The sequence below is a fragment of the Sphingopyxis fribergensis genome, assembly GCF_000803645.1.
GTDB lineage: Bacteria > Pseudomonadota > Alphaproteobacteria > Sphingomonadales > Sphingomonadaceae > Sphingopyxis > Sphingopyxis fribergensis.
Map to the genome: position 1 here is coordinate 1,208,375 of NZ_CP009122.1, position 23,426 is coordinate 1,231,800.

Genomic DNA, 23,426 nt, shown 5'->3' on the forward strand with positions numbered 1-23,426 from the left:
TTTTCTCGGTCCTTAAAACATCCACTAATCGACTATTTATGGGGTCCAAGCGGGCCGCGCGGCAAAGAAAAGGCCCGGCTGTCGCCAGCCGGGCCCAGGGAGTGCATTATCGTTGGTTTCGATCAGAACTCGACCGTCACCGAGGTCTTGAAGGTGCGCGGCAGGCCCTGAACCAGATAGCCGCCGAGCGACGACGACCAATAATTGTCGTTCGCGACATTATCGACGTTGAAGCGGAAGGTGATCGGCGTGTCGCCTGCCGCGACGACGTAACGCGCGCCAAGGTCGAAGCGCGTCCATTCGGGCAGTTCGAGCGTGTTGGTCAGGTTCACTGCCTGCTTGCCGGTCTGGATCAGGCGACCGGTCAGCGTGACGCCGGGCAGGAAGCCGAGGTCCCATTCGACGTTGACGTTCGCGGTATAGTCGGGGACGCCGATCGCATCGCGGCCGTCGGTGGTGCCGCCTTGCGTGCGGCGTTGCTTGGCTTCGGTCAGCGACAGGCCGGCGATCACGCGGAGGCCATCGACCGGTTCGCCGTCGAGGCTGAATTCGATACCCTTGTTGCGTTGCTGGCCGTTGACGGTGAACTCGCTCTGGCCCGCACCATTGAGAATGGTGAGCGCCTGCGGCCGGTCGGTCTGGAACAGCGCGACCGAGGCGTTGAATTTGCCGAGCGCAACCTTGCCCCCGATTTCATATTGCTTCGTCTTGAAGGGCGGGAAAATCTCGCCAACGTTGATCGTGCCCGCGGGCGCCACGGGGCCCTGTGCAAGACCCTCGATGCGGTTCGCGTAGATCGAGAAACGCTCGCTCGGGCGAATGACCAGGCCGATGACAGGGGTGGTCGCATGTTCCTTGTAACGGCTGGTGCGCGCACCGGTGTTGATGTTGTAAGCGCGGAAGAAGATCGACTGGCGGCGAAGACCGAGCGTGAGTTCGATCTTGTCGTCGAGAATGCCCAGCGTGTCGGAGGCGAAGAAGCTGGTCAGCCGCGTCCTGTTGGCCGGGTTCGGGTCCTGAAGGTTGCCTGACACCAGCGAGGTGAGGGGCGGCAGGACGACTTGCCGTGGATCATAGATATTGTTGGCATTGGCCGCGTTGGGCACCGAGGCGCTGAATTCGAACGCATTGCGGTTGATGTAGCGGCTGTGCGAAGCGCCGATGTTGATCTCGTGCGTGATCGGTCCGGTCGCGAATTTGCCGCGGATGCCCGTCTGGGTCGATTCATTATTATCGTTGCGCGGGATGTTCGACCCCGTCACGAACGCCGCGCCCGTCGTCGCGTTGATCAGGCGGATGCTCTGGTACGTGCCGCGCTCGGCTGCGTCGCGCGCGCCACCCGATGCGTAGAACATGAAATCGTCGCTGATGTCATATTCGAACTTCACGATGCCGAAGATGTCGCGCAGCGTCGTATACTGCCAGTCTTGGCCATAGTTGACGTCGGCCTTGGGCGCCTTGGGGACGACGGTCACCGTGGGCTGCAACTGGACCATCGGCCGCATATGCTCGACCTTGGCGCGCTGGAACGCAAGGTCGAGCGACAGGCGGGCGCGATCGCTGCGCCAGTCGAGCCCCGCGCCGACGACGACCGAGCTGCGATATTCGTCGTCGATCGCGATATCGCCCCAACGGCCGGCGCCGTTGATACGGATGCCGAACGCCCCGTCGTCACCGAGGCGGCGGCCGAAATCGAATGCGCCGCCGATATGGGCATCGGACAGATAGTTCGCTGTGACGCGGTTGATATCCTTATCACGCGCGCGTTTGGGCTGAAGGTTGACGGTGCCGCCGAGCGCGCTCCCGCCTGGTGCCGCGCCGAAGAGGAAGGCGCTGGCGCCGTTCAGTACCATGACCTGATCGTACAGTTCGGGCGAGACGAGCTGGCGCGGTGTGACGCCATAAAGCCCGTCGATCGCAATATCTTCGCCAAGAAGCGGGAAGCCGCGGACCACAAATTGTTCGGAGGCGTTGCCAAAGCCCAATGAGGTGCGGACCGACGGATCATTCTCGAGCACCGCGCCGAGGGTCAACGGCTGCTGGTTCAGGATCAAAGTTTCGCTGTAGGATTTGACAGCGAACGGCACTTCCATCGCGTCCTTTTCGCCTAGCGCGCCAAGCGAGCCGCCGCGAACGACCTGGGTCTGATTGCTGCGCTGCGCGGTCACGACGATGCTTTCGTCTCCGCTGCTTTCCTGCGCCAAAACTGGCGTCGCGACGACAAGTGCCGCGCCCAGAGCCGCCAGACCGGTTCCCCGGATGATGTTGCGATAGGCAACCATGCTTTTATCCCCCAATTGGTGTCAAATTCCCCACCGATACAGCAAGACTGACGGGCCAAGCCTGTATTGGAACTTTCACATTATTGTCTTGGTGGGGTCTTAAAACATCCAGTTTGGCCAGCCACGGGGGACCAAGAGGACGCAATATTGCGTCCGCCCGCAAGTTCCTATCCGTATCGCTGACGACCGCCGACAATCGTGCGAAGCGCCTTTGCGTTAACAAGTGAATGCGAGTCAATAGCAAAAAAGTCCGCATCCCACACAGCGAAATCGGCAAGGAAGCCCGGAGCGATCAGGCCGAGCCTTTTTTCGTTAAAACCGGCATAGGCCCCTTCCTGGGTATAGCTGTGCATCGCCTGCGCCAGCGTCACACGCTGTTCTGGATGCCAGCCTTGCGGATTTTTCCCGTCGAGCGTCTCGCGATTGACTGCGGCGTCGAGCCCGGTGAGCGGATCGATCGGCGCGACGGGCCAGTCGGATCCCATGCACACATGCGCCCCCGACCGGACGAGCGAACCGAACGCAAAACTCGTCTTCAACCGCTCCTCGCCGATCCGGCGTACCGCCCAGCGGCCATCGTCGATCGCGTGATAGGGTTGAACCGATGCGATGATGCCCTGTTCGTTGAAGCGCGCGATGGCATGCGATTTCATATGCTGAACATGCTCGACCCGGAAACGCCGGTCGCGCGCGCCGTTGGCTGCCGCGACGGCCACCATGGTATCGAGGACGATGTCGTTCGCCTCGTCGCCGATCGCATGCGCGGTAACCTGCAGCCCCGCCTTGTCGGCGCCCTCGATCCAGCGGCGCAGATCGGCGGGGTCGGTCACCACGAGGCCGCGGGTTGTCGGATCGTCGGCATAGGGTTCGTAAAAACGCGCGGTACGCGATCCCAGCGATCCGTCGAACACGACCTTGCACGCGCCCCATTGCACCCAGTCGTCGCCGCGACCCTCGGCCTTGACCAGCGCGACCTGTTTTTCCCAATCCTTGAGCGGCAGAAAATGGCGAAAGCGCAGGTCGGTTTCGCCCTTCGCGCGTAAGCGGCGGGTCGAATCGAAGCTGATCGTTTCGAGTTCGGTCGGGTGAACCTGCGTCACCCCCTTGCTGAGCGCGAGTGCGATGCCCTGGCGTGTCGCGGTATCGATCTGGTCGGAGGTCGGCTCGCCGATCGCGCGCAGGACAAGTTCCTTCGCGGCGTCCTTGACGATCCCCGTCGGCTCGCCCTTTGCGTCGCGTTCGATCACGCCGCCGGGTACGTCGGGCGTGTTGCGGTCGATGCCCGCCAGCCTCAGCGCCAGCGAATTGAGCAGCAGCATATGAAGATCGTAGCGGATCACCGCGACAGGCGTGTCGGGCGTGACCGCGTCGATCCACGATTTGTTGGGCATTTCGCCGCCCCAGCGATCTTGGTCCCAATTACCGCCTTCGAGCCACTGGCCCTTCGGCAGGGTTTTGACCGCCGCGGCGATGCGCGCGACGAACGCCTTGGGATCGGCCGCATCGCGCAGCGAAGGCTGCGACAGCATCTGCGATGCTTTGACGAAATGGACGTGAGGGTCGATGAAGCCCGGGGTGACGAAGGCGCCCCGCAGGTCGATGACCTGCGTGCGCTTGCCGGTGTGCGCGCGCACCGCATCGGCGCCGATTGCGGCGATGCGGTCGCCCTTTACGCCGATCGCGTCGGTGCGGATATCGGCGCCGGCTCCGGTCCACACCCGCGCGTTGATATAAGCCGTATCGAGATCATCGCTTGCACTGGCAAAGGCGCTGCGCGAGACGGCCGCCGCGGCGGTTCCGCCGGCAAAGGCGAGGAGCGTGCGGCGGCTGAACATCATTTGCCCGTCGCCGCCTTGCGCGGCGGATTTTCGGCGCGCCATTTGTCGAGCTTGGCAAGCCAGGTCGCCGCCGAGAGCGGGCCATAGGTCTTGCTGTCGGTGTGGTTGGCGACCAGTTCGCGAATGTTGACGAAATAGGCGGGGCCGCTCGGCAGGCCAAGCTCCTTGCGCTTCCTGCTCATCGCCGCTTCCTGTTCGGGGGTCGGCTTTATCCCGGTCACGGGTTTGAACAGGATGACGTCGAAGTCGGCACCATTTTCGTGGAAGAATAGCTGGATCGGTGGAAAGCCGCCTGCGGCCGCGACTTCATCGGCCTGTCCAATACGGCGGATGAATTCTTCCTGCTTGCCCGGGGCGAGCTTGAAGATCTCGAACCAGGCTTCGGGCCACGGCGCATCCACCTCCGCTGGCGTGGGGGCCGGAGCCTGTTGCGCCGGTGCGGAACCAAGTGGCAGGACGGCGGCGGCCAGAACCAATGCGAAAGAATATTTCATGATTTTCCCTCCCGTACAGCGCCAAGGTCTGCTCTTGGCATGGATCGGAAAACATCCAATAACCTGCGGTGTGTGGGGACCAATATGTCACCCCGCCGCCGCGCGTAGCGCAGCAAGCGCAGTGCGCGCCTCGTGCCCGTTGAGGCTGGCGAAACCGATGCGTAGTCCGCGCGGCGCATCGTCACGCGTCATGAACGAACGCGACGATGCAAAGCGCAGGCCCATCGCCGCGGCGCGCACTTCCATCTGGTCGAGATCGGTATCGACGCGCAGCCAAAAGGCGAGGCCGCCGTCGGGCATTCGGTAATCGACGATATCGCCCAAAGCGCGGTCGATTTCCGCGGCGAAATCGAGGCGGCGCTTAGCATAAATCTGGCGCACCTTGCGCGCATGACGGCGCAGCTCGCCATTGTCGATCAGTTCGGCGGCAGCATCCTCGGTCAGCGTGTTGCCCATGCCGTCGGTCAGCGAGACCCGGTGCGCGATCGCGTCGATTACCGCGGGGGGCGCTGCGACATAACCGATGCGGAGGGCCGGCAGCAGCAGCTTCGACATCGATCCGACATAGAGAACCAGCCCGGGGCCATAGCCCGCCATCGGCAGCAGCGGCTGCGATTCAAAATGGAACTCATGGTCGTAATCGTCTTCGATGATCGCAAAGCCGAACTGGCGTGCGAGTTCGAGCAGGCGCAGGCGGCGTTCGGGGCGCAACGAGACGGTGGTCGGGAACTGGTGATGCGGCGTCACGAAGACAGCGCGCACCGCATTGCGGCGGCACGCATGTTCGACCGCTTCGATATCGATGCCGTCCTCGTCGAGGCCGACGGGAACGATATTGGCCCCGAGCGCCCGAAAGGCCGCCACCGCGGGTTCGTACGTCAGCGCTTCGACGATCACCGAATCGCCGGGTTTGACCAGCACCTGCGCCGCGAGGAAAATGCCATTCTGGCTGCCGCGGGTGATGCAGATATTCTCCGCCGCGACGGGCAGGCCGCGCTGGCTTTTGAGCATCGTCGCAATCGCTTCGCGCAGCGCCGGCGAGCCGCGCGGGTCGCGATATTGGAAGCCGTTGTCGCGCGACGCGCGGTGCGCGGCAACGCGATAGGCGCGGGCGAGCAGTTCCGCCGGGAACAGACGGCCATCGGGCGCCCCTTCGTCGATCTTGAGCCCCGGACCCGCCGGCACGGCGATCGGCCGCGCTGGCGGTACCGCAAATCGATAATCGATCGCGGCGCTGCTCATCGTCGCTTCGGCCTCGCTCTGGTGGCGTTTTACGGGATCGGGCAGCGCGGTGGCCACCATCGTTCCGCGCGTTCCGGCCGAATCGAGCCATCCCTGCGCGATCAGATCTTCATAGGCGAGCACCACCGTCTTGCGGTTGACCCCCAATATCTGTGCCAGTTCGCGGCTGCTCGGAAGATAGGTGCCGGAGGTCAGCCGGCCGCGCTCGATGTCGCGGATCAGCGCCTGGATGATCTGCATATAGATGGGAACGTCGCGTGCGGGATCGATCCGCTCGCCGAGAGTGACTTGCCATGGCCGCAGCATTGGACCCCCCATTTCTAAAAAATCGAATCTCGTGGGAGCCAAGCCTAGCGTCGATATCTGCTTGCTGCAACTGCGTGCTGGACCCCCGAACTTTTCGGTTTTGGCGCTTGTCGCGGTCCCAAGGCTGATGGACAAGACAGGGGAGGCTGGTGCAATGCGGCGTCGGCTTAAGGGGCGTGCGCGTGGCGGATCGAGAATTTCAGACGGGGGGTAGCGTGTCGCTGTTCGAGCGGTTCGACAAGGCGGACGTCAAGGCGTTGATCGAAGAATTTCCGTTGGCGTGGGTTAGCGGAGGTCCTGCCGCGACGCTTGACGCAAGCTTGCTTCCGCTGGTTGGCGTCTATGATGCGGACGGGCGGCTGGTCGAACTGATCGGGCATATGATGCGCTCCAACCCGCTGCACGCTACGCTCGAACAGGACCCGCACGGCACGATCCTTTTCAACGGACCCGGCGCCTATGTCGGCCCGGAGCACGCCGGAAGGCGTGACTGGGCGCCGACCTGGAATTATGCGCAACTGAAAATCCGCGCCGAGATCGGGTTCGACGACGCGCTGACCGAAGCGTCGCTGCAGATATTGATCGACGCGATGGAGGCCGGGCGCGCCGCGCCATGGAGCATCGACGAACTCGGCGCGCGCTATCGATCGATGCTCGGCCACATCATCGGATTTCGCGCAATCGTCACCTCGCTTTCGGGCAAGTTTAAGCTGGGGCAGGACGAGAGTGGCGAAACACTGCACAACATTCTTGATGGCTTGCCCGATGCCGACACAGTGGCATGGATGCGCAGGTTCAATCAGGGGCGCTGAAGGGGCGACAGGCATGACGAGGGCGATGCTGTTCGGATCGATTGCGGCGGGTGCGCTGGCACTGGCCGGTCCTGCGGGCGCGCAGCGTGCGGCACCGCTGCCTTGGCAGGAAGATCCGTTCCCCAGCCGCTATCAAGCGCCCCCGGCCGAAGATATGCTGCTGAAAGGCGCGACGATCCTCGACGGCGCGGGCGGCCGCGTCGATGGCGGCGATGTCCTGATCCGCGGCGGCAAGATCGTCGCGGTGGGGCGGGGGCTTGCCAATCCCGGCGTGCGCGAGGTCGATGCGAGCGGCCGCTGGATCACCCCCGGCGTGATCGACGTTCACAGCCACGACGGCACCTTTGTCCTGCCGCTGACCGCGATCGATCGCGAAGCCTCCGACGTGTCCGAAACCAGTGCGCCCAATGTCGCCGACACCTGGGTCGAAACGGCGGTCAATGCGCAAGACATGGGTTTCGACCGCGCGCTGTCGGCGGGCGTCACCACGATCCAGATCCTGCCCGGCTCGACTCCGATTTTCGCGGGCCGGTCGGTTGTCGTTAAGCCCGTTCGTGGCGCGACCGTCTGGGATATGAAGGCGGCGGGCAATGTCCAGGGCTTCAAAATGGCGTGCGGCGAGAACCCCAAATCATGGGGGGCCGACGACGACAATGAAGGCCCGACCAGCCGGCAGGGCGTGATCTCCTATATGCGCCAGGCTTTCCTCGATGCACAGCGATACAAACGCGCGGTCGAACAGGGACGTGCGGGAACGGGTGCGATGCCGCCGCGCGACCTGAAGCTGGAGGCGCTCGCGGGCGTCCTCGCCGGCGATATCCGCGTGAACCTCCATTGTTATCGCGCGGGCGATATTGCCGCGGTGCTGTCGATCGCCAGGGAGTTCGGCTTCCGGATCGGCGCGGTCCATCACGCGACCGAGGCGTACAAGATCCCCGGCCTGCTGCGCGAAGCAGGGACCTGCGCCGCGGTATGGGCCGACTGGTGGGGCTTCAAGATGGAGGCGCAGGACGGGGTTCGCGCCGAGGCGCCGTTGCTCGAACGGGCGGGGGTGTGCGTGATGATGCATTCGGATTCGCCCGCCGACGGTCAGCGGCTGAACATCGCCGCCGCGAAGGCCGCCGCAGCGGGCCGGCGGATCGGCATCGACATCCCGCCCGAACGCATGATCAAATGGACGACGAGCAATCCCGCCAAGCTGTTGGGGATGGACAAACGGATCGGCACGCTGGCCTCCGGCTATCAGGCCGACGTCGTACTGTGGTCTGGCAATCCGTTCAGCGTTTACAGCAAGGCCGACCTTGTCCTGATCGGCGGCGCCGTGGTTCGCGACCGGACGCGGCCGCCGGCCGAGCCGGTATCCGATTTCGAGATCGGCCGCGCGGGAGCCAACCGATGAGGATGATGACAAGCCTGATCGCGCTGGCGATCGCAACGCCCGCGGCGGCGCAGACGCTCGCGGTGACCCATGCCGAAGCCTGGACGATGGAAGGCGCCGAGCCCGTCAAGGATGCGACGATTATCATAGAGAATGGCCGGATCGTATCGGTGGACGCGGCAGGCGGCGTTCCGTCGGGCGCGACGGTGATCGATGCGGGTGGCAAGCCGGTAACCCCGGGGCTGGTCAATGGTGCGACGCAGATCGGACTGGTCGAAGTGTCGGGGTCGCCCGACACGCGCGACGACGCCTCGACCGACGAACGGGCACCCGGCTATGATCCGAGCCGCGCGCTCAACGGCAATTCGACGCTGGTCAGCCTCGCGCGTGCCGACGGCATCACGCGCGCGCTGATCTATCCGTCGCCGTCGCGCCACGCGCCGATGAGCGGCGAGCCGGTCTTCGCGCGGCTTCGCGACGGCGTCGATATTCTCGATCGCGGCGGCGTTGCCCTTTATGCGGTGATCGGCGGCGGGGCGTGGGAACGGCTTGGCGCGCGCGCGCAGCAATGGACTGCGCTGCGCAAGCTGTTGGGTGATACGAAACGCGGCATGGCTGCGCCGGCCGAGACGAATAAGAAAAAGCACAAGCGCGGCGGCGGTCCCCCCGGTGACCCGCTTGGTGGTCCCGACGACACGATCCGCGATGTCGTCGCGGGCAGGCTGCCGCTTGCGATCCAGACGCACCGCGAATCCGATATCCGCCAAGCCGCGGCACTCGCGTCGGACCTCGGGATCAAGGTGATTATCGTCGGCGGCACCGAGGCATGGCGCGCGGCGGATGCGCTCGCGGCGGCAAAGGTCGCCGTTGTGCTCGACCCGCAGGTCAATCTGCCGTTCAATTTCGACCAGCTCGGCGCACGGCAGGACAATGCCGCGATCCTGACCAGGGCGGGGGTGCAGGTCGCGATCGGGCAGGCGGGCGGCGCGATCCATGCGAATTACAATGCGGGCATGGCCTTGCGCGAAGGCGCGGGCATCGCGGTGGCGAACGGGCTGCCATATGTCGAGGCGCTGCGCGCGGTGACGGTGAACCCGCTCGCGATATGGGGTCGCGGCGGCGGTACGCTGGCGCCCGGCGCCGATGCGGACCTCGTCGTGTGGGACGGCGATCCGCTCGAACCCTCGACCAACGCCATGAACGTAATCGTCGAAGGGCGGCCGGTGTCGAACCGGTCGCGGCAGGACCTGCTCGCCGAACGCTACAAGGATGCGCGCTGAGACGCGGCACCGATTGACTCAACAGATCGGCGTCCAGCGCCGGCATCGCGGAGAGAAGAATGACCCAGATTCCTGGAATGATCGGCGTGCCCGCAGACGGGGACGCGCCCCTCGACACTCGTCCGGCGATCCGGCTCGAACTCGACCGCAAGACCCGTGCCCGCGCCGCGATCGCGGGTTCGGCGGGCAACCTCATCGAATGGTATGATTTCTACGCCTATGCCTACACCGCGCTCTACTTCGCTTCGGCCTTTTTTCCCGAGGGTGATCGCACCGCGCAGCTGTTGAACGTCGCCGCCGTCTATGCCGCGGGCTTCCTGATCCGCCCGCTCGGCGGCTGGTATTTCGGCCGCTTTGCCGACCGCCGCGGTCGTCGCGCGGCGATGATCGCGTCGGTGCTGTTGATGGGTGCGGGGTCGTTGCTCGTCGCGATCCTGCCGACCTATGCGACGATCGGCGCTGCGGCCCCGGCGCTGTTGCTCGTGGCGCGGTTGATGCAGGGCTTTTCGACCGGCGGCCAATATGGCGCGGCGGCGACCTATCTCAGCGAGATCGCCGAGCCGGGCAAGCGCGGCTTCTATGCCTCCTTCCAGTTCGTCACGCTGATCGGCGGTCAATTGTTCGCGCTGCTGACGATCTTCCTGCTCCAGACCGCGATGACCGACGCGGCAATCCGCGAATGGGGCTGGCGCATCCCCTTCGTTCTGGGCGCGGTGCTGGCGGGCGTGTTCATTCTGTTTCGCGATGCGATGCACGAGACCGCCGAGCCGGCGGGCAAGGGTGAAGAGGCGGGGTCGATGAAGACGTTGATACAACATCCGCGCGCGATGCTGACCGTGATGGCGCTGAGCGCCGCGGGGGCGGTCACCCTCTATACCTTCACCACCTATATGCAGAAATATCTGGTTAACACGGCGGGAATGGACGTCGCGACGGCGAGCCGGATCATGCTGGTCGTCACCTTCGCCTTCCTGCTGCTCCAGCCCGTACTCGGAATGCTGTCGGACCGGATCGGGCGGCGCACCAATCTTTTGATTTTCAGCGGCGGGATGACCTTGTTCGCCGTGCCGTTGCTCGGCGCGATCGGCAAGGTGCAGACGGTGTGGACCGCGGGCCTGCTCATATTCGCCGCACTTGCGATCATGAGCTTCTACACGTCGGTTTCGGGTCTCTTCAAAGCGGAACTGTTCCCCGCGAGCGTGCGCGCGCTCGGCGTCGGGCTCGGCCATGCGATCGCGTCGGCGATCTTTGGCGGAACGGCCGAATATGCCGCGCTGCTGCTCAAGCAGATGGGGCATGAGCAGGCATTTGCCTGGTATGTCTCGGCGATCTGCGCGGTTGCCTTTGTCGTCGCGCTGCGAATGAAAGAACCGCGCGCACACGGCCATCTTCATTGATAGAGTTGAGGGCGAAGGGGGCGATATGACGCGAGCGGTTCGGGCGGTTTTGGGATTGGTGTCGGCAATCGGGCTGGCGGTTTCCCTAGCCCATGCGGACGATGGGACCGGATTGCCGATGAAGCCCGCGCGCACGCTCGACTATCAGGTGTCGAGCGGCACCTTCATGTCGCTTGCCGTCTCGCCCGATGGCAAGACGATCCTTTTCGATATGCTCGGCGAAATCTATGCCATGCCCGCGAAGGGCGGCCGCGCGGTGCCGGTCGCGACCGGCATGGCGTTCGAGGTTCAGCCGACCTTCTCGCCCGACGGCAAATGGATCGCTTATGTCAGCGACCGTTCGGGCGGCGACAATGTCTGGATCGCGCGCATCGACGGCAGCGGCGCGCGGCGGATCAGTGACGAGGACGATGGCGCAGTGCGCACCTCGCCCGAATGGAGCGCCGACGGCAAATCGGTCTATGTCAGCCGCTATCGCATCCGCATCGACCGGTATGAACTGTGGCGCCATCCGGTCGACGGGGCGCCGGGCGAACTGGTGGCACCGTCGAAACTCAAGGATGATGCGCCGCGCGCGGCGTGGCAGAGCACGCTCGGCGCCTCGGCATCGCGCGACGGCAAATATCTTTATTATGCGCGGCGCACCGGCGACCTGTCGTTCGACGAGCCCGTTCCTTGGGCGATCGTCCGCCGCGTGCTTGCGACCGGGGCCGAGGAAACCGTCGTCGGCAGCTCGGGCGGACGCGAGTCTGGGAGCGAGACCTTCTTCCGCCCCGCGATCTCGCCCGATGGCAGGCTGCTTGCCTATGCGACGCGGCGCATGGCCGAAACGCGGCTGCGCGTCCGCGATCTTGCAACCGGTGTCGATCGCGACCTCGGCCCCGCGCCGCTCGACCTGATGAACGGTGCGGCATGGCTCGACCTCATTCCGCGCTATGGCTTCACGCCCGACAGCAAGGCGATCCTGATCGCCTGGCAAGGCAAGATCGAGCGCCGCCCCGTCGACGGGTCTGCGGCGACCCCGATCCCGTTCAAGGCGCGGCTGCAACTCGCGGTCGGCGCGAGCACGCGCATCGGTTTCCGGGAAGACACCGGCCCGGTGCGTGCCAAATTGCTGCAAGGGACCGCGGCTTCGCCCGACGGCAAGCGCGTCGCTTATGCTGCGCTCGGCAGCGTCTATGTCCAGCGCGTCGATGGCGGAGCGGCCGTCCGGTTGCCGATCTTTGGCGATCCGCCCTCGCTGCCCGGCTGGAGCCCCGATGGGGCACGCATCACCTATGTGACGTGGGGCGAGCGGGCGGGCGGTGCCGTCTGGACGGTCGCGGCCGATGGCTCGGGGGCGCCGGCGAAGGTCAGCGATCTTGCCGCCTTCTACTCGCACCCTGCTTTCACCCCCGATGGCAAGGCGATCCTCACGATGCGCTCGCCCGCTGCGGCGCGACAGCAATCAAGCTTCGAATTCGGTACCGTACGTCGGGGCGAGTTGGTCGCGATCCCGGCGGCAGGTGGACCGGCGCGGGTCGTGACACGCGGCACATTCGGGCAGCGCCCGCATTTCGTGCAGGGCCAACCCGGCGAGGTCTATCTGCTCGGCGACGACGGGCTCGTCGCCATCGATCTTGGCCGCGGCACGCAGCGCGCGGTCGCCTCCGTCAAGGCGCAGGGCTATTATTTCACCGATCAGCCCGCCGACGCCGACGACATCCGTATCAGCCCCGACGGCCAATGGCTCGCCGCGCAGACGAGCGAGCAGCTTTACGTGCTGCCCGCGCCGACCCATCCGAAGGTCGCGGTCGACCTCACGACATCCGACGGTCCGGCGCGTAAGATCACCGCCATGGGCGCCGACTTCTTCGACTGGCGCGCCGACGGCAGCCTGATCTGGTCGGTCGGCAATTATCTGCAACTGCTGCCCAAAGCGACCGCGCCGGCGCCCGTGACGCATATCGAATTGATCGCCGAATTGCCTCGCGCGCGGCCGACGGGAAGCATCCTGCTACGCGGCGCCCGCGCCTTGACAATGACGGACGGCGACAGGGCCGTCGCGGATGCCGATATATTGATCACCGGCGACCGCATCGCCGCCATCGGGCCACGCGGCAGCTTTACGGTTCCCGCTGGCACGCCGGAGCGTGAATTGGGCGGCAAGACCGTCGCGCCGGGGTTCATCGACGATCACGATCATATCGGCGGCGTGCGCCGTAACGTCATAGGCTATGAGGAATGGGGACTGCGCGCGCGGCTCGCCTTTGGCGTCACGACGTCATTCGACCCCTCGACGCTCGGAATCGACCAGATTGCCTATCAGGATCTGATCGACGCGGGGCTTGTCGTCGGGCCGCGGCTGCGCTCGACCGGGCCCGCGCTCTTTTCGAAGGAGCGTTTCACCTCGCTCGATCAGGTGCGCGGCGTGCTGGGCCGCTATCGCAATGCGTGGGGTCTTCGCAATATCAAGCAATATCGCGGCGAAAGCCGGATCGTGCGGCAATGGATTGCGATGGCGGCGCGCGAAAAGGGCATCTTGCCGACGACCGAGGGCAGCCACAATCCAAAGCTGATCCTCACGCAGATCCTCGACGGTTATGCGGGCAACGAACATGCGCTGCCGATCGCACCCTTCGGCAAAGATGTGGTGAAACTCTATCAGTTGATGCGCACCAGCTATGTCTCGACTTTGCTCGTCAATACGAGCGGGCCGGCGGGACGGCACTATTATATTGCCAGATATGACCCGGCGCTCGATCCGAAGGTCAAGCGTTTCTGGTCGCCGCCCGCGATTGCGCACAAGCTTGCGCACCGCGATTGGGGCTCGCTCGAGGCTTCAAGGATGCCTGCACTCGCTGCCGATGCGACGAAGCTCGCCGAAAACGGCGCGCTCGTCGGCATGGGCTCGCACGGCGATGAGCCGGGGATCGGCTATCACTACGAGATGGAAGCGCATATGCTGGGCGGGATGAAGCCGATGGCGGTTCTCCATGTCGCGACGGCGGGTGCGGCCGAGACGATCGGCAGGCTGGGCGATATGGGGACGCTCGAGCCGGGCAAATATGCCGACCTTGTCGTGTTCGACGCCGATCCGCTGGCCGACATTCGCAACACGAAATCGGTGAAGCTGGTCATGCGCGGGGGCCAATTGTTCGACGCCGATACGCTCGACGAACTTTGGCCGGTCGAACGGAAACTCCCCGCGCCGTGGTTCGCCGACGGCGCAAACGAAACGCAATGGCTGCCGTCCGAATAGCGACCGCGTCGGCTTTCTCGGCGTCGCGCAGGGTGAGGTCGGTAACGGTCAGCCCGCGGTCGGACAAGTCGCGGTTCGAAATCGAACTTTCGGTCAGATCGTTGCGGATATCTCCGTACCCGAACTCTTCGGGGGATGCGGGTATAGCCCAGCCGATATTCAGCCGCGGCAATAGGTTTCGCCCCTGCTGGTCGATAGGCAGTCTTTGCGTTCGTGCAGGCGCGTGTCGCTGCTGGCCCCGCCGTCACTTGGCGCGAACTCATAGCGGCTCCCGTTACGCTGAACGAAGATAGATGTTCCTTCCATCTCCACCGGAAACTTCTGCTCGGCCTGATCGAGATCGTACCGCATCGTGACCGCATATGGCTCCCGCTCGGTTTCGGCGTTCTTTTCGATCAGCATGAAACGGCCGTCGAGCCCTTCCCAGCGACCGATATAGTCGTCGCCGCCATTCTTCCTGACGACAGGCGCAGGCGAGGCGACCTTCGGCACGTCTTGCTCAGGCAGGGTCACGAGGGGAGGCGCACGGTTCTTCTTCTCGTCCGTTCCGGTGAAAAACCACAGCGCCAGCGCGACCGCCAATAGCAAGGCAGCACCTGTTCCTGTCCGCGATAGTGTCATTCGATCCTCGATCCTGGCTTGCGTATCCGGCACATCGCCGGTGGAGCGCGCGAAAAGCCGCGAAGCGCTGCCGGTACCGGACTACCGCGCCACCGCGCGATCGCCACGATACCGGCAGACGCTTCCGCCTCAGCAAATCGCCGGGAAGCTCGAAGGTTTCCAGCCGTTGACCTTGCCGCAGAAGGACAGGTCATTGAAATGATAGTCGGTGCCGGACTGCGGATTATTGAAAAGATTCTTCATCGCGGCGTTGTTAAGCGAACCGTCGCCCGACATATTGTCCCACGAGACGAGGCCGTTCGACCACCACCGGCCCCAGTGATTTTCGACCGCATCGTCACCCGCGTTTGCGAAGCGCAGGACATGCGTGCTGCCGCCGTCCTTGTGGTAGACGATCTTGGGATGCGTATTTCTGCCCGATGCGTCGGTCCACCACCGGATCGTCGAAGAATTTGCGGGCAGCGTCTGCCTGTCCTTGTGGTGCGAAATGGTGACGTCGGTGATGACCTTGTTGTTCGGGTCGCTGTTCCAGTCTTCCTGGCTGATCGTCCAGATGATGACCGATTCGACGTCGTGACGATGGCCGCCGGCGTCGCAACCGTCGCAGGCGCTGAGCGGCAGCACCTGATCCTTCTGGAAATAGAGCGAGAAGATGGTGGCGCAATAAACGCGATTGCCCCACGCGCCGCCGCCGGTCTTGCACCGCGTCCGCGAATAGAGGTTAGAGTTGTTCAGATCAGATAGGTCGCGGCATCGGGCTTCGGGATATCCCTTGCGATCCTCGCCGCCATTATAGGCCCCGTTGCGGCCGATCCCCACCGAGGGGTAGCAACCGTCCCCGTCGAAATCGAACACCGGGTGATAGATTGTCGCCATTGTATCGGCATTGGCCCACAGCATCGGCGGCGGTTCGGCCGCCCATGCCGCCGGGCCGCAAAAGGCAATCAGGAATGACAGAATTATCTTGAATATATTCATCACTATATCCTCCGTTGCTTTGCAAAAATACTCATCGAAATATGGTGGTGATTTTTGAGGGCGAGGGTGCTCGGGCCATGCCGATCCTGTCGGTTCGGCCGTTCGAAAACCCGAGCGCCCATTCCTCAGAACTCGGCGCTGATCCCGAGCGCGAAGGTGCGGCCGCTGGTCGTGTAGACCTCGGTGCGGTCGGCATCGCTGACGAACTGCCGGATGGGTTCGTTGGTAAGGTTGATGCCCTCGGCGGTCAGGCGCAGGCCGGGGCGGAGCTTGATATGCGCTTCGAAGTCGATGTTGTGCGTGCCGTTGATGCCGCCGCCCGAATTGGCCAGCGCATTGCCCGCGCCCGTCAGATATTTGCTGCGATAGGCGTCCGAAATGCGCGCGCCCCACAGATCGTCTTCATAATAGAGCGTGATGTTGGCCGCCCATTTCGAAAGATCGAACAGCGGCAGCCGCTTTGACGCGGTGCCGTAAAACACATCCTGATGCCCGTCGAACCAGGTGCCGTTCGCGACGATACCAAGATTGCTGAGCGGGCCGGGCAGGAAGGTGAAGTCGTGCTTGAACGCGGCCTCGATGCCCTTGATGTTCGCGCCGGGTCCATTGACCGGCTGGCTGACGTCGAAGATCGTGTTCCCATCCTGCCCCTGGATCAACAGCGAGAGCGGCAGGCCAGTCTGGCTATAGGGAATCTGCTTCGTCGCCGAGGTGATGAAGCTGTCCATCTTCTTGTAGAAGAAGCCGAGCGACGCGAATCCGTCATTGCCCATATAATATTCGACCGATCCCTCGACCGACGTCGCCTTATAGGGCTGGAGGAACGGGTTGCCGAAGCTGACGCTGCCGCCGTTCGGCCGCGTCGTGATGGACCCCGCCGCGGCGAGATCGCCGAGGCCCGGGCGGTTGACGTTACGGCTCGACGACAGGCGAACGACCAGATTGTCGGTAACGTCGAGCGCCAGATTGGCCGCTGGCAGCCAGCCTTCGCTGCTTGTTTCGATTCGCACCGGCACAAGGCCGCCCGTCGTCGCGAGATTGCCCGTCGAGGCGAGGTCGGTCGAATAATAGCGTAGCCCCGCATTGGCGCGCAGCCGCAGGTCGCCGAGCATCAGGTCGAAATCGAGCTGCGCAAAGCCGGACCATGTCTTCTCGTCGACCCGAAAATCGCTGCCCGCCTGCAGATTGGCGGGGCCCAGTTTTCGCGGGTCGCCGATCAGCGAATAGATGCCGTCGATGTCGCCGACGATATACTGGATCAGCGTGTCGGGCTTCACCAGATGCTTGAGGTCGTTCGGGATCGCGGTGTTCGCGGGGACGTTGTGGAATATCTTGTTGTTATACTGATAACCCCGATTGACGAAATGCTTGAACTGGGCGCCGGTGCGAAAGGTGATTTCGTCATTGGCTTCATACGCGGCATCGAGCTTCGCATTCGCATATTTGCTCGTGATCTGGTTTTCCTGCGTGTCGAGGCGCTGGAGTGTCCAGTTGTTCGGATCGGTGAGATCCTTGCCGTAAGTGTTGACCGGGATCGTCGGCCGCGTGTCGTAACCGAAGGTCATATCCTTGGCCTCGAGAAAGACCTTGTCGAACACGGGCTGGCTGAAATCCGACTGTTCATAGCCGCCGAGAGCATTGATGGTCAGCCTGTCGCTGACCTTCCAGCTTGCATTGGCGACGCCCTGATAGAAGTCGGTGTGGTTTTCGACGACATGGTGCTCGCTGCGCTGGTCGATGCCCGAAAAACTTGCCGCGCGCAGCGTATTGGTGTCGTCGATCACCGCGCTCTGAATGACCTGGCCGCCGGTGATCGAGCCCCCGGTCAGCGCGTTGGTGCCCGCGCTCGCGATCGCATAATCGTCGCGTTTGTCCCACAGGCGCCCATAGAGGAAGTCGACGTCGAGCTTGAAATCGTCGCCAGGGTGATATTGCAGCGACGAGGTAACGCCGAGCCGCTTGCGGTCGGTGTACCAGGTCGAGGGCGACTGCGCCGTCGGCTGGTAGACCCCGGCGAGCAGCTTTTCGCGCGTCGCGGCGTCGATGTTCGGGCCGATATTCGCGGCGCCATATTTGGTGAGGCCCCAACCCCAGTTGCGATAGCCATATTCATTGGTCTTAATCTGGCTGTAGGCGACCGAGACGAGCGCGCCGAAATCGCCCGAGCGCACCGACGCGAGTCCGACGAGGCGCGGGGTTACGCCGCTGGTGTTGTCGTTGGTCTGCGCCTTGGCCGAAACGACGAATTTCGCGCCGCTGTAATCGAACGGCTTGGCGCTGGTCAGCTGGACGGTGCCGGCGATGCCGCCTTCGTCCTGGTCGGCCGAATAGGATTTCCGGACCGTGACGCGTCCAAACAATTCCGAGGCGAACAGGCTGTAGTCGAACGCACGCGACCGGCTCACGCCGCCACGATTGTCCATACCCGAGGCGGTGTTGCCGAGCACCTCCATGCCGTTGAGCTGGGTGCGCGTGAAGCCTGCGCCGAGCCCGCGCAGCGCGATCTGCCGGCCCTCGCCGCCGTCGCGCGTGATCGCTATGCCTGGAACACGCTGCAACGATTCGGCAAGGTTCAGGTCGGGAAAGGCAGCGATATCGGTCGCGACGATGAAGTCCTGCGAACCAACGGCGCGGCGCTTCAGGTCCTGTGCGCGGCCGAGGCTCTCGCGGTAACCCGACACGACGATCTCGTCCCCCTCTGCTTCGGGGACGGCCGCCAGCGGGGCGGGGTCGGCCGCGGCGGTTTTGGGCGCGGCGGCGCGGGCAGGGCGCGCGGAGCGGGCGGTAGGCCGCGTCGCCGCCGCCTTCAGGATGGCGACGTCACCGCTGATCGACGCGGTCAGGTCGGTGCCCCTCAGCAACCGATCGAGCCCGGCGCGGATGCCATGGGTTCCTTGCAGGCCAGCGGTACGGCGACCCGCGACCAGATCGGGGGAGACGATCACTTGCACGCCCGTCGCGCGCGAATAGCGCGAAATCGCCGAGCGCAGGTCCGACGCGGCGATATCGAACGCGACCTGCCGGTCAGGCGCCGCGTCCGCCTTTGCTTCAGCGACAACCGGCGCAGCGAGCGCTATCGCCAGCGTGATCCACGAAAAACCCCTTATCCGATGCATGATATTCCTCCGTTCGGGCGACGATCGCCTCGATCGGAAGACGGGGCCGGACAGCAATCTGGACAAAAGAATTTTGTTGCGGTGCAGCGTCAATATGATGGCAATTTCGTGACTTATTCCGCGGTGGCGACCAGCCTCAGCTTGTTGCCTTCGACGACGAGATCGAAGCCATAGGCATTGCCGATTGCACTGAGCAAAACGCGCGGATTGTCGGTCCGAAAGCGTCCCGACAGCTTGAGATTGGCGATCGCGCGCGGCGGGTCCATGATGATCGGCCCATCGCGACGGTTGAGCGCGTCGATCAACTCGGTCAGCCGCAAATCGTCGGTGTCGAGCCAGCCGCGGCGCCAATCCTCGCGCGTCGCGTCAAACCGCTTGGGCGCGGCAGCCGTGCCATTGCCGAAGCGCGAGCGCCATCCCGCAGGCACGTCGACGCCTCCCCCGGCCCCCGCTCCTCCGAACCGGACCTTGCCGCGATAGACCGCCAGTTTGACCTCGCCGCGCGCCATCTCGACGTCGAAAGCCGTACCGAGCACGCGGATCTCGGAGGCGCCGGCGCGAACCGCGAACGGCCGGTCGGCGTCGTGCGCGACGTCGAAATAGGCCTCGCCGTACCCAAGCGTCGCGAAGCGGCGGTCGCCGTCCAGTCGCACATCGACGCGCGTGGCGCCGTTGAGATGCAGCGTCGAGCCGTCGGCGAGCCGCACGTCGCGCTGCTCGCCGCGCGCGGTTTCGTAGCGCCCGACGACCGGCGCGGGATCGAGGGCGAACCAGCCGCCGATGCCACTCGCTGACACGAGCAGCGCGAGGCCGAGCATCACGCCGCCACGGCGGCGCGCGCGCGTCGCGCGGATATCGCCGTCGGAAAGCCGGCCGATCGCCGCGGAGCGTTCGAGCGCTTCCGCCAGCGCGGGGTCGTCCAGCGTCGCCTGGATATCGGCCGCGCGCGGCGGCGGCTTCGCGGGTCCGTCGCCGTCGTGCAGCGCCCAGCGCGCCGCGTCGATCAGGGTGCTGCGAGCGGTCATGCGCCTGCTCCGGCGGGAAGGCCGCGCCGTTCGAGCGCGGCGCGGAGGCCGGCAAGCGCGCGGCTGCAATGTTTTTCGATCGCGGCGATGCTGAGGTCGAGATCGGCGGCGATCACCGCGGCGGGCACGCCGTCGAGCCGCCGGCGCAGGAAGACTTCGCGCCGCAGCGGCGGCATCGCGCCCAGCGCGCGGACGAGGATGTCGACGCGCTGACGATAGTCGAGGATTTCGTCGGCGCGCGGCTGCGGGCACGCGATATCGTCGGACAGCTCGACCGCCGACCGCGTTTGGCGGCGGCGCAGAAGGTCGAACACGAGGTTGCGCGCGACGGCAAAACAGAAGGCGCCGACATTCGCGACCGGCCGGGTGCGACGATAGCTATAGAGCCGGACATAGGTTTCCTGGACGATATCCTCACTGTCGCTCCGGTCGCGCAACTGGCCGTCGACGAAGCGCCGAAGCGCGTCGTGCAGCACGACCTCCTCATGCGCCGACGGCCGCGCGGCCAGCATCACCGTCCCGTCAAAAGAACGGCCCGGTGGCCGCACTGGCATCGTCATTGTCGGTCCTCGGCGGGGATGGGCCCCGAATCGTCTGCTCCGCTAGGCCGCCTCTATGAAGCTGACATGACAATGACATGGAGCCTGACTAGGCGCGCTCGCATCTTTCCCGCTCGCTTGGAGTTGCCGATGCGATTTTTCATTGTCCTGGCTGCGCTGGTAACGCTCGGCGCGAGCGCGCCGCCGCCCTCCGTCCCGGAAGAGCCGCTGTTCAGCATTGGTGCGATCGCCGACGTGCAATATGCCGACGCCGACGACAATGGCGAGCGCCGTTACCGCACCGCGCCCGGCAAGCTCGCCGCCGCCATCGACGACTTCAATCGCCAGCGGCTCGATTTCGTCGTCCACCTCGGCGATTTCATCGACCGCGACTGGGCGAGCTACGACACGCTTCTGCCGGTGGCGAAGCGGCTCAAGCACCGCTGGCACTTCGCGCTCGGCAATCATGAATTTTCGGTCGACGACGCATATAAGTCGCGCGTCCCCGCGAAGCTTGGCATGAAGGCGCGCTATTACAGCTTCGTCCGCCACGACTGGATGTTCATCGTCACCGACGGCAACGACCTCAGCAGCTATGCGTGGCCGGCGGGCAGCGCCGAACATCGGCGCAGCATGGATGCGCATGCGGCGCTCTATCCCGACAAGCCGCTGTGGAACGGCGCCATCGGCGACATGCAGATGCGCTGGATCGACGCGGAGTTGACCAAGGCCGACCGGCGCGGGCTGAAGGTCATGCTATTCAGCCATTTCCCGCTCTGGCCCGAAAACCCGCACAATCTGTGGAACGCGCCCGCGGTGATGACGCTGATCGAGCGCCATCCCTCGGCAAAAATCTGGCTCGACGGCCATAATCATGAAGGCAATTACGGTGTCCGTGCGGGGGTGCACTACGTCAATCTGGCGGCGATGCTCGACACCGGCGAAACATCCTATGCGCGCCTCGACGTCTTTCCCGATCGCGTGATTGTCGACGGAACAGGCCGCCAGCGCGACCTGACCCTGATGCTCCGCTGATCGAAGTCGGGTGGCGGAGTCCGGAGAGCGTCAGGCCGTGGCTTCGCGGCCGCGCATCTTGGTCGGCGCCATGCCAAAGCGGCGCGCAAAAGCCCGCGTAAAGCTGGCGTTGCTCATATAGCCGCAATTATAGCCGATGCTCGATATCGGCAGGTCGCTTTGCGCGAGCAACTGACGCGCGCGTTGCAGCCGCCGTTCGCTCACCGCCTCGGCGACGCTGCATTGATAGAGTTCGCGAAAGCCCCGCGTCAGCTTGGCTTTGCTGAGGCCGCAGCGGCGGGCGACATTTCCGACCGTCAGCTTTTCCTGCCACTTCTCGTTGACCAGCTGGTGCGCTGCCGCGACGCGCGTGATGTCGAGTTCGCTCAGCGACGTGCTGCCGCCCACTTCGACCATGCGGTCGGCGGCGAGTTCGGCGAAAAGCTGGCAGAGCAATTCCTGGCTGCGCGCGCTGCGGAGCATGTCGTCGACTTCGCTCTCGCCCTCGACCGCGACCACGGCGCGGCCGAGTCCGCGAAGATTGGCGGGGAGGTACCAGCGACCATCCGCCTTGGGGCGGAGGGCGAACAGGCGATCGCACGCGGCGCGGCTGATCGCGAATACAACCAGATGATCGTCGGCCGGGCCCACGACATCTTCGGGAAGAAGCATCGAGACCGCGGGCTCGCCAATATCGCCAAAGCCGAAGATGAGCGCGTCGGGCGGCAAAACCGCGGGGTCGCAGGGGCCGCGACCGACGAAGCTCGTGAACTCCGGAGAAATGCGAATGGATAGCTTGTTGGTCATCCTGTCATCCCAGCGAATCGGGGCATCAGTGGCGGCGTCATGCCATATGTGCAATCATCTTGGTCCTATCCGATACGCAGATTTTCTTTGCCGATTGTCTCAACCCATGATGCGGTCCGGCTTGATTGATGCGATAAATGCGCAAATATATGCTAGATGAGAAAATCGTTTGAAAGGATGCAAATGCCGGCAACCCGCCAACCCAGTCCCACCGGAAGCGATCGGCGGACCGCCATCGACGGTAATCCGGGAATATTCCTGAGGGAATTGCGGACGGAAAAGGGATGGACGCTTGCCGAGGTCAGCGAGCGCACGCGCATTCCGGTTTCAACTTTGTCGAAGATTGAAACAGGCAAGATGTCGCTCAGCTATGAAAAGCTGCTCAGGCTCAGCCAGGGGCTCGACATCGACATCACGCAGTTGTTCGCGGCGGCGACGTCGGTTCCCGCCGCCACGCATACCGCCACCGGCCGGCGCAGCATCACCCCCGCCGGCGAGGGGCCTTCGATCAAGACGGCGACCTATAATTACACCTACCCGTCGGCGGACCTGCTCAACAAGACGCTCAATCCGATGATCATCGACATCAAGGTGCGCTCGATCGACGATTTCGGCGACCTGATGCGCCACTCGGGGGAGGAATATGTCCTCGTCCTCGAAGGCGAATGCGAATTTCACACCGACATGTATGCGCCATCGCGCCTGAAGACCGGCGATTCGGCCTATTTCGACGCGTCGATGGGGCACGGCTATGTCGCGGTGGGCGATGGACCATGCCGTATCCTGTCGGTTTGCTCGGCAACCGATGCCGATCTGAAGTCGGTGCTTCACCCGGTCGAAACCGAATAATCCTTTGGTGCCGCGCTCCCGGTAATCGGCTGTCGCTGCCGCTTCGGAAAAATCCGTCGTTCTGAAATTTGTCGCGGCGCCGCGCCGCGACGGCACGGCCGCGTCCGCCATTGACAAATTTCCGTTCCGGATGCCTATATCCAGAATTGAAAATATTTCAAAAAGTGAAATTTCTGCGATAAGGCGGGCAAATGGCTACGTCGAAAG

Annotated in this window: 17 protein-coding genes; 7 read left to right on the top strand and 10 right to left on the bottom strand. The window is 64.3% G+C overall.

The genetic code is table 11. The features are described from left to right. Positions 1-122 precede the first annotated feature (122 nt). The 4 genes from SKP52_RS05700 to pdxR all read right to left on the bottom strand — a co-directional run bounded on the left by SKP52_RS05700 (position 123) and on the right by pdxR (position 6,162). Positions 123-2,282, bottom strand: a complete 2,160-nt coding sequence (locus SKP52_RS05700) for a TonB-dependent receptor (RefSeq protein ID WP_052207875.1) — start codon at positions 2,280-2,282, stop codon at positions 123-125. A gap of 167 nt (positions 2,283-2,449) precedes the next feature. After that, positions 2,450-4,162, bottom strand: coding sequence for an amidohydrolase (locus SKP52_RS05705; protein ID WP_228383835.1), 1,713 nt, complete (start codon positions 4,160-4,162; stop codon positions 2,450-2,452). Beyond that, positions 4,117-4,614, bottom strand: coding sequence for a hypothetical protein (locus SKP52_RS05710; RefSeq protein WP_039572720.1), 498 nt, complete (start codon positions 4,612-4,614; stop codon positions 4,117-4,119). Before SKP52_RS05710 ends, SKP52_RS05705 begins: the two co-directional genes overlap by 46 nt. 87 nt (positions 4,615-4,701) lie before the next feature. Then, positions 4,702-6,162, bottom strand: a complete 1,461-nt coding sequence (pdxR, locus tag SKP52_RS05715; RefSeq protein ID WP_039572722.1) for a MocR-like pyridoxine biosynthesis transcription factor PdxR — start codon at positions 6,160-6,162, stop codon at positions 4,702-4,704. Positions 6,163-6,344: 182 nt separating this feature from the next. Between pdxR and SKP52_RS05720 the strand changes: the two genes are divergently transcribed. The 5 genes from SKP52_RS05720 (at position 6,345) to SKP52_RS05740 (ending at position 14,270) form a co-directional block, all read left to right on the top strand. After that, positions 6,345-6,974 carry an FMN-binding negative transcriptional regulator gene (locus tag SKP52_RS05720; protein ID WP_228383836.1) on the top strand — a complete coding sequence of 210 codons (630 nt, stop codon included), beginning with the start codon at positions 6,345-6,347 and terminating at the stop codon, positions 6,972-6,974. Positions 6,975-6,987: 13 nt separating this feature from the next. Then, positions 6,988-8,373, top strand: coding sequence for an amidohydrolase family protein (locus SKP52_RS05725; RefSeq protein ID WP_039572729.1), 1,386 nt, complete (start codon positions 6,988-6,990; stop codon positions 8,371-8,373). Beyond that, positions 8,370-9,632: an amidohydrolase family protein gene (locus SKP52_RS05730; RefSeq protein ID WP_148309036.1), complete on the top strand. Its 1,263-nt coding sequence runs from the start codon at positions 8,370-8,372 to the stop codon at positions 9,630-9,632. Before SKP52_RS05725 ends, SKP52_RS05730 begins: the two co-directional genes overlap by 4 nt. Positions 9,633-9,691: 59 nt before the next feature. Further along, positions 9,692-11,029 carry an MFS transporter gene (locus SKP52_RS05735; RefSeq protein ID WP_081997219.1) on the top strand — a complete coding sequence of 446 codons (1,338 nt, stop codon included), beginning with the start codon at positions 9,692-9,694 and terminating at the stop codon, positions 11,027-11,029. A gap of 118 nt (positions 11,030-11,147) precedes the next feature. Then, positions 11,148-14,270: an amidohydrolase family protein gene (locus SKP52_RS05740; protein WP_228383837.1), complete on the top strand. Its 3,123-nt coding sequence runs from the start codon at positions 11,148-11,150 to the stop codon at positions 14,268-14,270. A 159-nt stretch (positions 14,271-14,429) separates the two neighbouring features. Here SKP52_RS05740 and SKP52_RS05745 read toward each other — a convergent pair whose 3' ends face one another. From SKP52_RS05745 to SKP52_RS05765, 5 genes are all read right to left on the bottom strand, one after another. After that, positions 14,430-14,852 carry a hypothetical protein gene (locus SKP52_RS05745; protein WP_039572738.1) on the bottom strand — a complete coding sequence of 141 codons (423 nt, stop codon included), beginning with the start codon at positions 14,850-14,852 and terminating at the stop codon, positions 14,430-14,432. Between the two features lie 168 nt (positions 14,853-15,020). Further along, entirely contained in the window at positions 15,021-15,869 is an 849-nt protein-coding gene (locus SKP52_RS05750; RefSeq protein ID WP_052207877.1) for an NPP1 family protein, read from the bottom strand. 125 nt (positions 15,870-15,994) lie between these two features. Next, entirely contained in the window at positions 15,995-18,985 is a 2,991-nt protein-coding gene (locus SKP52_RS05755; protein WP_039572740.1) for a TonB-dependent receptor, read from the bottom strand. A 113-nt stretch (positions 18,986-19,098) separates the two neighbouring features. After that, entirely contained in the window at positions 19,099-20,010 is a 912-nt protein-coding gene (locus tag SKP52_RS05760; RefSeq protein ID WP_052207879.1) for a FecR family protein, read from the bottom strand. Next, positions 20,007-20,570 (bottom strand): RNA polymerase sigma factor, encoded by a 564-nt coding sequence (locus SKP52_RS05765; protein ID WP_052207881.1) that lies wholly within the window; start codon positions 20,568-20,570, stop codon positions 20,007-20,009. The genes SKP52_RS05760 and SKP52_RS05765 overlap by 4 nt, the downstream gene beginning before the upstream one ends. 129 nt (positions 20,571-20,699) lie before the next feature. Between SKP52_RS05765 and SKP52_RS05770 the strand changes: the two genes are divergently transcribed. Continuing rightward, positions 20,700-21,584: a metallophosphoesterase gene (locus SKP52_RS05770; RefSeq protein WP_160292367.1), complete on the top strand. Its 885-nt coding sequence runs from the start codon at positions 20,700-20,702 to the stop codon at positions 21,582-21,584. Between the two features lie 30 nt (positions 21,585-21,614). Here the strand turns inward: SKP52_RS05770 and SKP52_RS05775 are convergent, their stop codons facing one another. Beyond that, positions 21,615-22,370 carry an AraC family transcriptional regulator gene (locus SKP52_RS05775; RefSeq protein WP_052207883.1) on the bottom strand — a complete coding sequence of 252 codons (756 nt, stop codon included), beginning with the start codon at positions 22,368-22,370 and terminating at the stop codon, positions 21,615-21,617. A gap of 183 nt (positions 22,371-22,553) precedes the next feature. Between SKP52_RS05775 and SKP52_RS05780 the strand changes: the two genes are divergently transcribed. Next, the gene (locus SKP52_RS05780; RefSeq protein ID WP_039572741.1) at positions 22,554-23,219 is read left to right on the top strand and encodes a helix-turn-helix domain-containing protein; all 666 of its coding nucleotides are present in this window, start codon (positions 22,554-22,556) and stop codon (positions 23,217-23,219) included. Positions 23,220-23,426 lie beyond the last annotated feature (207 nt).

Bases quoted from the DNA above. Each gene is read 5' to 3' on its own strand.
- SKP52_RS05775 (WP_052207883.1), bottom strand. From the start codon at position 22,370: ATGACCAACAAGCTATCCATTCGCATTTCTCCGGAGTTCACGAGCTTC.
- SKP52_RS05765 (WP_052207881.1), bottom strand. From the start codon at position 20,570: ATGACGATGCCAGTGCGGCCACCGGGCCGTTCTTTTGACGGGACGGTG.
- SKP52_RS05730 (WP_148309036.1), top strand. From the start codon at position 8,370: ATGAGGATGATGACAAGCCTGATCGCGCTGGCGATCGCAACGCCCGCG.
- SKP52_RS05780 (WP_039572741.1), top strand. From the start codon at position 22,554: ATGCCGGCAACCCGCCAACCCAGTCCCACCGGAAGCGATCGGCGGACC.
- SKP52_RS05735 (WP_081997219.1), top strand. From the start codon at position 9,692: ATGACCCAGATTCCTGGAATGATCGGCGTGCCCGCAGACGGGGACGCG.
- pdxR (WP_039572722.1), bottom strand. From the start codon at position 6,162: ATGCTGCGGCCATGGCAAGTCACTCTCGGCGAGCGGATCGATCCCGCA.
- SKP52_RS05755 (WP_039572740.1), bottom strand. From the start codon at position 18,985: ATGCATCGGATAAGGGGTTTTTCGTGGATCACGCTGGCGATAGCGCTC.
- SKP52_RS05760 (WP_052207879.1), bottom strand. From the start codon at position 20,010: ATGACCGCTCGCAGCACCCTGATCGACGCGGCGCGCTGGGCGCTGCAC.
- SKP52_RS05725 (WP_039572729.1), top strand. From the start codon at position 6,988: ATGACGAGGGCGATGCTGTTCGGATCGATTGCGGCGGGTGCGCTGGCA.
- SKP52_RS05740 (WP_228383837.1), top strand. From the start codon at position 11,148: ATGAAGCCCGCGCGCACGCTCGACTATCAGGTGTCGAGCGGCACCTTC.
- SKP52_RS05705 (WP_228383835.1), bottom strand. From the start codon at position 4,162: ATGGCGCGCCGAAAATCCGCCGCGCAAGGCGGCGACGGGCAAATGATG.
- SKP52_RS05710 (WP_039572720.1), bottom strand. From the start codon at position 4,614: ATGAAATATTCTTTCGCATTGGTTCTGGCCGCCGCCGTCCTGCCACTT.
- SKP52_RS05700 (WP_052207875.1), bottom strand. From the start codon at position 2,282: ATGGTTGCCTATCGCAACATCATCCGGGGAACCGGTCTGGCGGCTCTG.
- SKP52_RS05750 (WP_052207877.1), bottom strand. From the start codon at position 15,869: ATGAATATATTCAAGATAATTCTGTCATTCCTGATTGCCTTTTGCGGC.
- SKP52_RS05770 (WP_160292367.1), top strand. From the start codon at position 20,700: ATGCGATTTTTCATTGTCCTGGCTGCGCTGGTAACGCTCGGCGCGAGC.